13 protein-coding genes are annotated in these 14062 nt (G+C 68.5%); 8 read left to right on the top strand and 5 right to left on the bottom strand.

Features of this window, described 5'->3' with window-relative positions:
• The coding region (locus ACWDU1_RS17920; RefSeq protein ID WP_449999775.1) for a lipase family protein at positions 1–1086 on the top strand (1086 nt) is incomplete at its 5' end.
• Positions 1087–1184: 98 nt separating this feature from the next.
• On the opposite strand, the gene ACWDU1_RS17915 is transcribed toward ACWDU1_RS17920, so the two are convergent.
• Positions 1185–2552 (bottom strand): lipase family protein, encoded by a 1368-nt coding sequence (locus ACWDU1_RS17915; protein WP_449999774.1) that lies wholly within the window; start codon positions 2550–2552, stop codon positions 1185–1187.
• A gap of 428 nt (positions 2553–2980) precedes the next feature.
• On the opposite strand from ACWDU1_RS17915, the gene ACWDU1_RS17910 reads away from it, so the two are divergent.
• The 7 genes from ACWDU1_RS17910 (at position 2981) to ACWDU1_RS17880 (ending at position 10325) form a co-directional block, all read left to right on the top strand.
• On the top strand, positions 2981–4462 hold the full coding sequence (locus tag ACWDU1_RS17910; protein ID WP_449999773.1) for a diguanylate cyclase domain-containing protein: 1482 nt from the start codon (positions 2981–2983) through the stop codon (positions 4460–4462).
• A gap of 296 nt (positions 4463–4758) precedes the next feature.
• On the top strand, positions 4759–6162 hold the full coding sequence (locus ACWDU1_RS17905; protein WP_449999771.1) for a lipase family protein: 1404 nt from the start codon (positions 4759–4761) through the stop codon (positions 6160–6162).
• 290 nt (positions 6163–6452) lie between these two features.
• Complete coding sequence (locus ACWDU1_RS17900) at positions 6453–6782, top strand: hypothetical protein (RefSeq protein ID WP_449999769.1); 330 nt, start codon at positions 6453–6455, stop codon at positions 6780–6782.
• Between the two features lie 211 nt (positions 6783–6993).
• The gene (locus tag ACWDU1_RS17895) at positions 6994–8106 is read left to right on the top strand and encodes a Rieske 2Fe-2S domain-containing protein (protein ID WP_449999768.1); all 1113 of its coding nucleotides are present in this window, start codon (positions 6994–6996) and stop codon (positions 8104–8106) included.
• Complete coding sequence (locus ACWDU1_RS17890; RefSeq protein ID WP_449999766.1) at positions 8103–9023, top strand: TIGR03619 family F420-dependent LLM class oxidoreductase; 921 nt, start codon at positions 8103–8105, stop codon at positions 9021–9023. Before ACWDU1_RS17895 ends, ACWDU1_RS17890 begins: the two co-directional genes overlap by 4 nt.
• On the top strand, positions 9020–9760 hold the full coding sequence (locus ACWDU1_RS17885) for an SDR family NAD(P)-dependent oxidoreductase (RefSeq protein WP_449999764.1): 741 nt from the start codon (positions 9020–9022) through the stop codon (positions 9758–9760). The genes ACWDU1_RS17890 and ACWDU1_RS17885 overlap by 4 nt, the downstream gene beginning before the upstream one ends.
• Positions 9761–9836: 76 nt before the next feature.
• Complete coding sequence (locus ACWDU1_RS17880) at positions 9837–10325, top strand: VOC family protein (RefSeq protein WP_449999763.1); 489 nt, start codon at positions 9837–9839, stop codon at positions 10323–10325.
• On the opposite strand, the gene ACWDU1_RS17875 is transcribed toward ACWDU1_RS17880, so the two are convergent.
• The 4 genes from ACWDU1_RS17875 to ACWDU1_RS17860 all read right to left on the bottom strand — a co-directional run bounded on the left by ACWDU1_RS17875 (position 10309) and on the right by ACWDU1_RS17860 (position 13990).
• The gene (locus tag ACWDU1_RS17875; RefSeq protein ID WP_449999762.1) at positions 10309–10941 is read right to left on the bottom strand and encodes a TetR/AcrR family transcriptional regulator; all 633 of its coding nucleotides are present in this window, start codon (positions 10939–10941) and stop codon (positions 10309–10311) included. The two genes, ACWDU1_RS17880 and ACWDU1_RS17875, sit on opposite strands and share 17 nt — an antisense overlap.
• 37 nt (positions 10942–10978) lie before the next feature.
• Positions 10979–12049: an FAD-dependent monooxygenase gene (locus ACWDU1_RS17870; protein WP_449999760.1), complete on the bottom strand. Its 1071-nt coding sequence runs from the start codon at positions 12047–12049 to the stop codon at positions 10979–10981.
• A gap of 99 nt (positions 12050–12148) precedes the next feature.
• Positions 12149–13258 (bottom strand): hypothetical protein, encoded by a 1110-nt coding sequence (locus tag ACWDU1_RS17865; protein WP_449999759.1) that lies wholly within the window; start codon positions 13256–13258, stop codon positions 12149–12151.
• 141 nt (positions 13259–13399) lie between these two features.
• Positions 13400–13990: a TetR/AcrR family transcriptional regulator gene (locus ACWDU1_RS17860; RefSeq protein WP_449999757.1), complete on the bottom strand. Its 591-nt coding sequence runs from the start codon at positions 13988–13990 to the stop codon at positions 13400–13402.
• Between the last annotated feature and the right edge of the window lie 72 nt (positions 13991–14062).

Genomic DNA, 14062 nt, shown 5'->3' with positions numbered 1-14062 from the left:
GGACTCGTCCCCGGCCAGATCATCGAAACCCGCGACATCACCACCACCGCCGCGGCCCGGACACCGGTGCCGATCCAGCGTGCACTGCTCCTGAAGTACCGGTCCACCACGGCGGCCGGTGCACCGTCGTTCGCTACGGCGACCCTGCTGATCCCGGCGGCCGCGTGGAACGGTCCGGGACACCGGCCGGTGGAGGTGAACGCGTTGCCGATCAACTCCCTCGGAGCGCATTGCACCCCGGGTTACCAGTTCGCGCACGGCCTCCTCGAGAAGCCGAATACCGATCTCACGGTCTTCTTGCCGTCCGTGTGGTGGTCCCTCGGTCAAGGCCACGCCGTGCTTCTTCCCGACCACGAGGGCCCGCTGATGGCCTACGCCGAGCCCACCGTCGCCGGCCGGGTGATGCTGGATGCGATTCGCGCCGCGCGGACCACGGAGTCGAACCTGTTCCGCGACAGTCGTTTCGTGGTCAGCGGATATTCGGGCGGCGGAATCGCCGCCTACGCGACGGCGATGCTGCTGGACGAGTACGCCCCGGAACTGGCGGAGGTTGTCGCGGGCGTGGCCTCGGGTGGAGTGGTCACCGACAACCGGAACGTCGCCCACCGGTTCAACGGCAATATCTCCTCGGGAATCCTGCTGACGGTGGCGCTCGCGGTGGCGCGTGAGCATCCCGAGATGTTGCAGTACATGAACAACGCGGCGCAGTGGGCCGCGTCCTCGCCGCTCAAAGATATCTGCGGTGATGCCAGCGGACCGCTCGGGGTGGTCGGCTTCCCGCTGGATGTCGTGGCGAATATCGGTAATCCACTGCAGAGCCCGATCGCCGAGAAAACCTTCGAGAAAATGGATTTGGCCGGCCGGAGGTCGGCGGTGCCACTGTTCATCTACCACGGTGCGCATGATCCGTGGATACCGCTCGAGGACGCCGAAAGTACCTTCCGGCAGCAGTGCGGCCGGGGTGTACCGGCTGTTTTCCGGGTGGTGCCCGGTGAACATCTGATCGGTTACGCCACCGGCGCTCCGGAACTCGACAACTGGATTCTGGCGAGAGTGCGCGGGGAACCGGCGCCGAGCGAATGCTGACGCCTTTCACCGGGTGCCCGGAAATGCCGGCGAGTGGGCGGCCGATCGCCCACTCGCCGGCCATCAGGCCGCCGCGGCGTCCGGCGAGCGGGCGTCGATCATCCGCATTCGTTCGGCGGCGTGTCACCGCGCAGTACGGCGTCGATCCAGTCGGTGGCTCCGCCGGCGCCGATGATCATGGCGGATACGTGCTCACCGGGTTCTGTCCGGAATGCCGCCGGCACACCGAGTTCGCATTGCCGCCGGTACATCTGCTGCGGGCCGTCGATAGGGATCCAGAAATCGTGGGCCCCGTGGTAGATATACAGCGGTGTCGCCGCGGTGCGGCCGGTCAGATCCGTCACTCGCACGATTTCCCGCGCGATATCGCTGTCCAGGGGGTGATCGATATTCGCGGCGACCTCGACCGGAATTCCCACCGCACCGAGCGGTCCGTCGGCTTCGCCGCAGATATCCCGCAACGGTGATGTGGCGACCCACTGCGCGAGATTGTTCATGTATCGCAGAATTTCGGGATGCTCACGCGCCAGCGCCAGTGTCACCGACAGCAGAATTCCGGACGCGCTCCGGCCGTTGAAGGCATTCGCCACCGCGCCGTAATCGGTTACCAGCCCACCCACGGCCGCGCCGACCAGTACGTCCGCCAGTTCCGGCGCGTATTCGGGCAGCAGCATGGTCGTCGCGTAGGCCGCGATCGCGCCGCCGGAGTACCCGCTGACCGCGAAACGGCTGTCCGTGAACTCGTCCGGCAGCAGCGCCCGGACGGCCCGGATGGAATCGAGCGTCATCTGCCCGGCGACGGTGGGCTCGGCGTAGGAGGCCATCGGTCCCTCGTGGTCGGGAACGAGAACGGCCTGCCCCTTCCCGAGCGCCGCGGCCAGTCCCGGCAGGAAGACATTGATGCCGTTGTTGTCGCGGGCACCGTGGGCGATCGTGTATCCGGGAGTGCAGCGCAGGCCGAGCGCGTTGATCGGCAGGGTATCCACCTTCACCGGCCGGGGGCCCGGGCCGGGCCACGCGACCGCCGGGATCAGCAGGGTCGCCGTACCGAACGAGGGCGCGCCGAGGGCGGAGGTGGATCGGTATTTCACCAGTAGCGCCCGGGCGATCGGGGCGGCGACCAGGCCCGCGGCGGTGGTGGTGATGTCGCGGGTTTCGATGATCTGGCCGGGGACGAGTCCGGCGAGGTCGGCGGGGCGGGTGTCGAATATCGGGTCGCCGGTCGGGGTGGGCAGGATCGCCTGCCACAGGGCCGCGTGCGGGTCGCCGGTCTCGGGCTGGGGTGGTGGGCCCGGGGAGAGGGCGGGCGGCAGCGGGGGTGGCGGGACGGTGTCGTCGATCCATTGCTGGAACGGGGAAGGAGCCGGTGTCGCGGGGGTGGGGGGTTGTGCCCGTGCCGGTGGTGTCGCCGGTAGCGTCAGAGCGCCCGCGAGCACGGTGGTGACCACTGCGAGAAGAGCTTTCACGTGATGCGAGGCTAGCTCCGGGTGGGTGCCGAATCCGGTTTCGTGGCCCGGGATTTCACAATGCCCAACGGGGGCGCGGTTCCACTGTGACAACTACCGAACCGTCCGGCCCGGGACGCGCCGAGCTGTCCGGCAGCGAACCGTACTGGTCGTACGACCCGGTTCGCTCGCTGTGTCATCAACCCGAAAACCGTCGATGACCTGCCCGTAACTATGTTACGGTCGGGCCGGACGTGCTGATGGATCCAGTACAGGATCAGCGCGAAACGGACCCGGGACACGGCCCCGCGGCGATATCGGCGGTCTACCCGGCGGTTCGAACGACCCGCCCGATCACCGGACGAGGACGCTCGGGCAGACTCCCGGTCGACGCCGGTGACGGATTCGCGCGCGGTGAGCGCGCATATGCTCGACGGAGGTTCCGACACGTGCCGAACGGTGACCATACGGATATCGCCCGGTCCTGGCATGCGGCGTTACCGGGCACCGGAGACGCGCCGCCCGGGCAGCGCGTAGTGGCCGGCCTGGTGGACCGGGTACTCGGTGATCTATCCGCGATACCCTTCGACCCGGCGGCGGGCTTCGGGCTGGGAGCGGCACTCGCCGAGAGCGGCTTCGTCCACCCGGAGGTGCCGTCGGCCTCGGCCCCGGTGCTGCTCGACCTGGCCGCGCGTCACAACGGACCGCCGGTGGCGCAGGTGGCGGCCTATATCGCGGCGATGGGGCAGGGTCACGGCGCGGCCGGCGCCGCCTTCCGGGACGCCGTGCCCGGCCCGGCCCGCGTGGACGGCGCACGTGCCGCGCGGTTGCAGATCCTGTTCGATCATTCGGCCGCGGCGATCGCCATCGGCGATACCGAAGGACATATCCTCGAAGCGAACCAGAGCCTCGCGGATATGATCGGCGTCCCTGCCGAAGCGCTGCGAGGGATCTCGGTCTACGATTTCGCCCACCCCGACGATCACGCCAATATCCGCACCCTGCTGTACGAGAAATTGATCCCCACCGGCCAGGGCACGGTATCGCTCAAACAGCGGCTGGTACGCGCCGACGGGACCATCGGCTGGATGAACCTCGGCATCACCTTCGCCAAGGGCACCGCCGGTGAGCCCGATTACCTCATCGCCATCGGCGCCGATGTCACCGACCAGTACCAGCACCAGCTGGAACTCCACCATCAGGCCCGTCACGATCCGCTGACCGGCCTGCCCAACCGGCGGCAGCTGATGGAAGCGCTCAATCGCTGCTGCAGCACCGCCGACGAAGGCGAGCTGGTCGGACTGTGCTTCGTGGACCTGGACCACTTCAAGACGATCAACGACCGGCTGGGCCACCATGCCGGCGACAAGGTCCTGACCGCGGTCGCCGCCCGCCTGCGCGCTGTCGACCCCGCGCAGGCCGACCATCTGGTCGCACGGCTGGGCGGCGACGAATTCGTCGTCCTGGTCACGCCGCCCACCACCACCGCGCGGGTCACCGAACTCTCCCATCGGCTGGCGGCGGTTTTCCGGGAGCCCGTGACCGTCGACGGACACAGTCTCCAGATCACCGCGAGCATCGGCGCGATCACCAACCGGATCGCCCGGACCGGCGCCGAATCCCTGCTCGCCGCGGCGGACGCGGGTCTCTACTTCGCCAAGAACAATCGTTCCGCTTCCGGAACCACCCTGCACGCCGGGACCGGCGACTACGAACCGGGCGGCCCGGACCGGATTCCACCCGGTGACGGGCTTCCGGGCCCGGCACCCCGGGGGATACCCCTCCCGGACCCGGCCGCCCCCTATATCGACGTGTCCGACGAGCGGGCGCGCCTGCAGCGCAGCTTCTTCGCCACCGAAACGGCACATGCCCGGGCCCGGGCCGCCGGCGGCAGGCGGACCGACACCGGACGAGACGCCGGAGTTCGTTGAGCGGTTACGAAACCACCTGGTGCATAAGTGCTTTCGATTCGCGCGGCGGTGTCGTTCGCCGGTCGCGCCGGCGCCGGGCCCGCATGGGCCCGCCCGCGACCGTGGCAATCCCCGGCGACCTGCGATATCGGGCTTGATCTCGAATCGGCCGGTGAGTCGTCTCGATCGGGTGACGTGACGAGGAAACGGGCTCGCGGCCACGTAATCTGAACTCCTGGCCCCGGTATGACAGGGGACGTGAACCCGTATCTCATCGGGTGCCAGTCGTATCGACATCGCACCCAAGGGCGTGTGCCATGAGATCTCTGCGTGCCTGCACTCTCGCATTACTCGTCACCGTGCCGCTGCTCACCGGCCCGGCCGCCACCGAGCCCGCCGCGACGGCCGGCCCTCCGATCCCCGGTGCACCGGGATCTCCACCGCCGGCGGATATCAGCGGCGCGGTCCTGCCCACCATCCAGGAGTGGATCGACCGGGTGCTCCCGCCGCCTCCGATCGCGCCGGTGCCGGGACACGACACCGCAAGCCCGGTGCCGGGGCAGACGGCGCTGCACCGGGCGGTGCTACCCGGACCGGTCGGCGACCCGATCTTCGATCACTGGCCGCCGGATCTGGCCGGTCTCGCGGCCGGCGCGGTGATCGAGGTCCGCGATATCACCGCCTCGGCCGCACCGCTGATCGTGGTGCCGATCCGGCAGGCGCTGCTGTTCAAATACCGCACCACCGATGCGCACGGCCGTCCCTCCTTCGCCACCGCCACACTGGTGATTCCGGCCGCCGCCTCTCCGGTACCGGGCGCGCGGCCGGTGCTGGTCAACAATCTTCCGATCGACGCCCTCGGACGCCGCTGCACCCCGGGCTACACCCTGGCGCACGGGCTTTCGTTCGACAGCGCACTCACCGATTTCGTGCCGCCCACGACCCATCTGGCGGCGCTGCGCGGGTACGCCGTCCTGATCCCGGATCACGAGGGCCCGCTGATGGCCTATGCCGAACCCTACGTCGCGGGCCACGCGGTCCTGGACGCCGTACGCGCCGTACGCCAGTGGCGGGCAGACGAATTCGGTGCGAGCAGGTTCGCGATGACCGGGTACTCCGGCGGCGCGATCGCCACCCACGGCGCGGTGAAGCTGATCCGGAGTTACGCCCCCGAGCTCGCACCGGCACTGGCCGGTGCGGCGCTGGGCGGGGTGCCCGCCGACTACGAGATCCTCGCCCGCAGCATGAACGGCAATCTGGCCTCCGGTGTGTTCATGGCGGCCGTGTTCGGGATCGCGCGGGAACGGCCCGAGATCCTGTCCCGGATGAACCATCTGGCCCAGTGGGTCACCACCTCGCCGATGAAAGACCAGTGCATCAGCGTTTTCGCACTACCCGGCGCACTCCTGCTGCCGATCGATATCGCGGCCAACACCGCCGACCCGCTGCATTCGGCGCTGGCCCGCGATATCTACGAGGTGACCCGGATGAGCGGTCTCGCCTCGGCGACGCCGCTCTACATATACAACGGGGAACAGGAGTTCTGGATCCCGGCCGAAGGGGCCCGGAACCTGTATCACGAGCAGTGCGCGCTCGGCGTCCCGGCCGTCTATCGGAGTGTGCTCGGCGAACACATCATCGCCGCGGGCCTCGGCTACCCGGAGGCAGTGCTCTGGGTGGACGAACGCCTACGGGGCATTCCGGCGACGAGCGAGTGCTGATCCGGCGGGTCCCGGCCGCCGGCGCGGCCGCCGCGGGGCATCGATGTTCCCGACCATTCTCCCCCTGAAGCACTAGATGAGCACGAATCGTCGGGACGGACACCGACCATCTTCGCAAGGCGTAGCCGTCTATCAAGAAATATTTCTGACCATAGCGGTGACTATGGTCAGATCATCTCGGACATCGCCCGTCACTCCTCAGCCGCGCCGAAGCCTGATAAGTTACTGATGATTCTCACTCGGCCGACTGCCGGGCGGGACGGTTTCGACTCGACGAGGAGTGCAGGACGATGGAACGTCTCAACATGCCCGGTGCGCTGAAAACCGGCGTCGCCGCTACTTCGATCGCGGCGGCCTGCCTGATCGGCACCGCCGCCACCGCGACGGCCGCACCCCAGGCGGCGCCGGCGCCCGAAGCCGTGGCCGAGGCCGGAACCGGCTCGGCCATGGTGGATACCGGATCGGCGGCAGCGCAGTCGGCCGTCGGAGCCGTCCAGCGCGGCGATATCTTCGGCATTCTCGCGCTACTGGTCATCACCCCGTTCCAGGCACTGACCGGCGGCGTCTGCGATCTCGCCTCCGGCTCCGCACTACCGAATCCGTGCAGTCCCGTGGCCTGACGGAGCACCGGAGCGTATCCGCGCCCGCCGAGCCGGAATCGGCCGGCGGGCGCTCGGGTGCCGTCGCGATATCGATCAACCGGGCAGCGACGGATATACGCGCCCGTAAGTCGACACCATGGGGCGAATGACACGGCAGTGCGCGTGTCATGTCTGGATTTTTTAAGCAGTTTCGCTTAACGTGGCGGGATCCCGAGGAAAGGGCGACGCCATGACCCATGCGGATATCCGCCAGATCGATATCGGCCGAACCCCCGACCGGTACGCCCGCGGGTGGCATTGCCTGGGCCTGGCCGACACCTTCCGTGACGGCCGGCCACATGCCGTCGAAGCGTTCGGGACGAAACTCGTCGTCTGGCAGGACAGCGCCGGCGCGCTGCACGTACTCGACGCCTATTGCCGCCATATGGGCGCCGACCTCTCCCAGGGCAGCATCAAGGGCGATACCGTCGCCTGCCCGTTCCACGACTGGCGATGGGGCGGAGACGGACGCTGCGCGGCGGTGCCCTACGCCCGGCGCGTCCCGAAACTCGCCCGGACCCGCGGGTGGACGACGGCCGAAGAGAACCTGCAACTGTTCGTATGGCACGACCCCGAGGGCAACCCACCGCCGCCGGAGCTCGCGATCCCGCGTATCGAGGGTATCGGTACCGATCTCTGGAGCCCCTGGACCTGGGATTCCGTGCTCATCGAGGGGTCCCACTGCCGGGAGATCATCGACAACAACGTCGATATGGCGCATTTCTTCTATATTCACGGCGCCTACCCGGTGTACTTCAAGAATGTCTTCGACGGCCATGTGGCCACCCAGCTCATGCATTCCGAACCCCGCCAGGACATCCGGCAGGTCGAGGACGCGCTCCTGCGGTCCGAGGCGTCGTACTACGGCCCGTCCTACATGATCAACTACCTGCACAACGACTTCGCCGGGTCCACCGTGGAGGTCGTGCTGGTCAACAGCCACTACCCGGTGACCCACGATTCCTTCGTCCTGCAGTGGGGGGTGAGCGTGCAGCGGATCCCCGGACTGTCCGCGGAAAGCACCGGCAAGCTCGCCGGCGCGTTCTCGAAGAATTTCGCGGAGGGTTTCCTGCAGGACGTCGAGGTCTGGAAGCACAAGACCCGGATCGACAACCCGCTGCTCACCGCCGAGGACGGACCCGTCTACCAGCAACGACGCTGGTACGAGCAGTTCTATGTCGATATCGCCGATATCACCCCGGAGATGACCGCTCGTTTCGAATGCGAGGTCGACACCCGGCACGCGCAGACCGAATGGCAGAAGGAAGTCGCCGCCAATCTGGAGAAGGCCGCCGCCCGATGAGATTCACCTACGCCGAGACCATGACCGATCCCGCTCACTACGTGCCGCTGGCCCGGGCCGCCGAAGCCGCCGGGTACGCGTCGATGGCACTGGCCGACAGTATCGCCTACCCTCGCGACTCCGACGCCACCTATCCCTACACACCCGACGGCGGCCGGGAATTCCTCGAGGGCAAACCGTTCATCGAAACCTTCGTTCTCGCCGCCGCGCTGGCCGCGGTCACCACCACCCTGCGGTTCACCCCGTTCGTGCTGAAATTGCCGATCCGCCCGCCGGTACTGGTCGCGAAGCAGGCGGCGTCCGTGGCGGTGCTCAGCGGTAACCGGCTCGGGCTGGGCGTCGGGATCAGTCCGTGGCCGGATGATTTCGACATGTTCGATATTCCGTTCGACCGGCGCGGACAGCGTATGGACGAATGCCTCGATATCGTCCGCGGGCTCACGGCGGGTGGGTATTTCGAATTCCACGGCGAGTTCTACGACCTCGCGCCGCTCGAGATCGCACCCGTGCCCACCGAACCGATACCGTTGCTGATCGGAGGGCACAGCCGGCCCGCGCTCCGCCGCGCCGCCCTACGCGGGGACGGGTGGATGCACGCGGGCGGGGATCCGGACGAACTGGACCGCCTGCTCGCCGAACTGAGCGGCCTGCGCACGGAATTCGGCACGCGCGAGGACTTCCAGGTGCACGTGATCTCACCGGACGGGTTCACCGTGGACGGGGTGAAGCGGCTCGAGGACAAAGGCGTCACCGATGTCATCGTCGGATTCCGTAATCCCTATACCCGCGAACACGATACCGAGAGCCTGGAGGTCAAGATCGCGAACCTGTCGCGTTTCGCGGATCGCGTCATCGCCCGCACCGGCGCCCCGGCCGACGGCGGCGGCCGCTCCGAGGACCGGGGAGTAGCGCGATGAGCGATCTGACGAACAAAGTGGCCCTGGTGACCGGGGCGTCATCGGGTCTCGGCGCGAGCACCGCACAGTTGTTCGATGAGCGCGGGGCCACGGTGTTCGGGGTCGCACGTGACGAGCAGCGGTTGACCGAGGTGTTCGCGGATATGCCACGGGGGCGGTTCACCACGGCCGATCTGTCCGCACCGGCGGCCTGCGCCGCGGTGGTGCAGGAATGCGTGGGCGAGTTCGGCCGGATCGACGTGCTGGTGAACGTCGCCGGATCCCATACGATGCGCCACACGACATCGATGACCGAGGACGACTGGAATCACGACCTGGCGGTGAACCTGAACGCGCCGTTCTTCCTGTGTCACGCGGCGCTGCCCCATCTACTCGAATCCGGCGGCAATATCGTCAACGTCGCCTCGATCGCCGGGCTGCAGGGTCAGGCCTATTCGGCCGGTTACTGCGCGGCCAAGCACGGTCTCGTCGGTCTCACGCGCGCGCTCGCCGTTGAGTTCACCGCCCGGCGGCTGCGGGTGAACGCCGTCTGTCCCGGCGGCATGCTCACACCGCAGGTGACCGGCTTCTCCTTTCCCGAGGGCGCCGATCCGAACCTCATCCTGCGCACAGCGGCGCCGAGAGGTATGAACGAACCCCGGGAGATCGCCGCCATGATCGCCTTCCTCGCCGGTGACGAGGCGTCCGCGATCCACGGCGCCGTAATCGCCGCGGACAACGGGACGACGGCGGGTTGAACCGGGTACCGGCTCGCACGCCGGCGAGGACGTGCTCTCATGGCGACATTCCGCGTGGGTCGGCGGGAAGGACGCGATGAAGGCCCACTACGGTCCGATCACGCAAATCGCCTGGGTCACCGAGGATATCGGCGCCACCGAAGAACTCCTGGCCGGGCAGTTCGGTGCCGGCGCGTGGACGAGACTCCCGGATATCCGGTTCGGGAGCGATACCTGCCGCTACCGCGGCGACCCGGCGGACTTCACCGCGCATATCTCGCTGACCTACCTGGCGGATATGCAATTGGAACTCATCCAGCCGGTGCGCGGATCCAGTATCTACACCGAATTCCTCGATCGCGGCGGGCCGGGGCTGCATCATCTGTGTTTCGAACCGGAGGACTTCGATTCGGCGGTCGCCGGGGCCCACGACGCCGGACTCACCATCGTCCAGGAAGGCGAGATGGGCGGGCAGATGCGCTTCGCCTATATCGACGGCGCCGCGGCGGGAGTCCCCTACGTGGAATTCGCCGAGATCGGGCCGGAGATGCGCGGGTTCTACGACTACATCAGGACGAGGTCGTGAGATCCGGGCCGGCCCGGTCCGGAGCCTCGGTACGGTCCGGCACCGGTGCCGTCAGCATGGCGCCGAGCAGCACCACGATCTCCTCGGGGAAATCCGCCGGAATGGTCCCCGCACAGGTCTCTCGTTCCCATTCGGCCAGCAGCGCGAACATCGCGGTGGCGACGGCACCCATCCGGCGGCGTTTCGCGGTGCGACCGGATGCCGGTACCGCCCGCGCCAATTCGTTCAGCACCCGCGGCCAGGCCGCCCCCTGTGTGCCGTCGAGTTCGGTCGGCAGATACAGCATGGCGGCCTGGAGGAACCGCGCATAGTAGTCACTGTCGACCGCGGTCAACGGCAACACCAGAATCCGCAGCAACGCGTTGACATCCGCGTGCTCGGCGCTCCCGAGGGCGGCCAGCATTTCGGTGCGCCGCCGTTCCATCGGTTCCAGACGACGCCGGACCACGGCATTGATCAATTCCTGCCGGTTCCGGAAGTGATAGTTCACCGCGGAATTGTTGCGCTGACCGGCGGCCACCGCGATTTCCCGGAGCGGAACCTGCACGCCCCGTTCGGCGATCAGCCGCTCGGCGGCATCGAGAATATCCGCTTTCGCCTGTTCACCACGGCTCACGGTATCCGAGCATAGTGAAAGGGCACCGCCGCGATGCTCACCGTCCGGTCGCGTCCGCCGCCGGCCGGTTCGGGCGCATCCGGCGGGCGACCCGCTCCCGTTCGGCGGTTATCGCGTGCCGCCGGGCGAGCATGGCCCCGGCGGGCGAGGTGTCCGCGACGATCGCGGCGTGTACCGCGACGATATCCTCGATACCCTCCCGCGCCCCCACACCCGCGGCCGGTGTGATGGCATGATCCGCGTCCCCGACCAGGATCACCGGGTGCTCCGGCGGGCGCGCCGACGCCAGCGGGACGTTACGGGCATTGGAGACGTGCACCCGCTCGGTCGCGGCCACCAGGTCACCGGTCAGCTGCCGCATCCGGCCGGGTGCCGCCGCCACCACGGTTTCGGCCCACTCGGCGGCAGGCCGGAGACCGGTCGCCGCGTCGGGGAGCGGTGGCCGGGCGATCCGCAGGAACCACAGCGCCGCGGCGGCTTCCGGACGCCAGATATGCCCGAGCGTGACGGCCGGGCGTTCGCCGGAACCGGCCTCCGCGTCGAAGTGCAGGACGAACGGGTCGGTGGGGCATTCGACCGCGCGGCCGGTCATTCCGTAGACGACGACATCGCCCGCGTATTCCGCGGTCCGGCCGGGCTCCACGGCCGCGCGCGCCACCGAATCGATACCGTCGGCGCCGATCACGAGGTCCGCGGTGGTAGCCGTCGCGGTACCGAATCGGAGGGTGGTCCCGTGCGCGGGATGGATCACGACCTCGGAAACCGGTTCGCCGTACCGGATATCGGCGCCGCGCTCGAGCGCGAAGCGCCGGAGCACGGTCATCAGATCACTGCGCAACCAGAACCGGTGTCCCTCGCTGGGCCGCTCCCGGGTCACTCCGTCATCCGGCGTGTAGCGCAATTCGGCGAGCGGATAGGACGCGGCGTGCAGTTCGTCCTCCGGGACACCCAGCTCGGTGAGCCCCCGGTGGCCGCGGCCGTCGAGAATCAGGAACGCCCCACCGCCGTCACCGTCGCGCCGTTCGTAGGCCGTGACCGGACGACCGGAGCGGGCGAGGGCGCCGGCCAGGGCGGTTCCCGCGATACCACTTCCCAGAATGCTGATCATGCGTAACTCCTTCCCGCGATGTCCGCGCCCACCGTAACGGCCTCCGGCGACCTTTCCCAGAACCGGACCACTCCGCGCCCGCAGCGGCGCGGGGCGGCCTCACCGCTGCGCCCGGTCCTCGTTCCGGGCGACCCAGTTGCGGCGCTCCCGCTCCCGGTAACCGTAGGTCGCCTTGCGGACGGTGAGGTCGTCCTCGAGACCGGATCCGATCGCGCCGGCCACGATCCCCATCGCGCTCGCCATGAGCGCGATGCCGAAATAGTCGCCCGGATGAACGGGGCCGCCGAGGACCGCCGAGAGGTACGTCGGCGGAATGATCAGGCAGACAGCGGCGAACGTACCCAGTAACAGCACCGCGAAGAAGAACACCACGCCGATGGTCACCGTCACCGCGGTCCCGGCATTGCGTAGGCGCACGTCACCGGTCCCTACAGCCTCCGCCGAGCCTGTCCGCTCCCACAAACCGTGGCCGACGATGATCCACACGGTCATGGCGGCGACCGCGGCGAGGACCACGCCGGTCGACCGGAAAGGCCCGAGCGCGGTCGCCAGCTGCCAGATGTTCGAGTACAGGACGCCGAACGCGGTACCGGTCAGCGCACCGGCGAAGGCCGAGGACAGGCCGACGAACAGCCGCCACGGGCGATTGGCACGCACCATTCCGGCGAGCAACGCCGGAAACCGGGCCGGCCCGCCCCGCACCACGAGGAGCGTACCGGACCCGTCTTCCACGGCGTGGACATCACGAAAGGGCAGGCGGGCGGTCAACCCGGCGATCGCGGCGGAGGTATCGGTACCGTCGCCGGCGTACAGCACCCCGACGATCCCTGCTGCCAGCTCCCGGAGCCTGGGGCGCAACCGGATACCGCCGAGCGCGGGCAAAGCGACCAGCGCGACCCGGTGGGACAGATCGAGGGAGGCCGGCACGGTCCGGCCGTCGCTGCGCAGGGGAAGATCCGTCAGGCACAACGCCAGATCCCAGGAGGTGTCCCGAACCCGGCGGGCGGCCTTGTCGATGATGTGGTCCAGGTCCGGGTACATGGCCTCGAACGGTTCGTGCGCGACCTCCACCCGCCACCGCGTGCGATCGTCCCCCTCCCCCAGCATCGCGGGCAGTGTCCGCGCCAGATCCCGGGCGAGACGCGCCGGTAGATCGGGGTCCGCCACCACCCCGACGACCACTGTGCCCGGTTCGGGCCCCTCCGTCACGACACCTCCGATTCTGCGCGATCATCCCGGTGGGAATGGTTCTCCGAGTGACGGCGGGCTGCCGTCACTGCGCGACCTACCCGAGTAGCGACCGGAAAAACACCCCCGCCCGGCCGGTGACGACCGAACCGCGGCCGGGCGTCACCGGCCGGAGCCGGAAACGACCGCTGCCACGAACTTTTCGACTGCCGCGGCCGCGGGAGGGCCGGCGTCACGATCGGTGAACAACAGATGCCCGCCGCCGACCAGGGACAGGGTGAGCGCATCGATATCGGCATCGGCGGCGATACGACCCACATCCCGTTCCGCGATCAGATAGCCGGAGATCGCGCTCGTCACCTCGGCGAGGACGGCCATACCTCCGCCCGGGCGGGCGGTGCGGAGCCGTACCCGCAGCTCGTCACGGAAGGTGACGAGCGGGATGATCGCCGCCGGAACCGGTCCGAACAGTGTGGTCAGCGCTTCGGTCAGATTGGCGACCACCGTCGCGGAGCCGGCGGACGCGCGCAGCGCCCGGCCGCGCGCGTCGAGCTGCGCGGCCCGGTCCAGGATCAGCTCGGCCAGAAATGCGTCGAAATCGGCGAAATGCCGGTGCAAAACACCTTTGGCGCAACCCGCCTCGTCGGTGACAGCCCGGCTGGTCAGTCCGTTCGGCCCGGCGCGCAGCAGTACACGTTCGGCGGCGTCGAACAATTGCTGCCGCGCGTCGCGCAGATGCACCCCAGTCGGCACGGACACATCCTTTCACGGTTCGGTCCATCCACCGTTGCACAGTGGGCATGCGCCCATTTTAGTGGGCGCATG

The sequence above is a fragment of the Nocardia sp. NPDC003345 genome, assembly GCF_053589395.1.
Note: the sequence above shows the minus strand (reverse complement) of the source record. Positions and strands in the feature narration are given on the sequence as shown.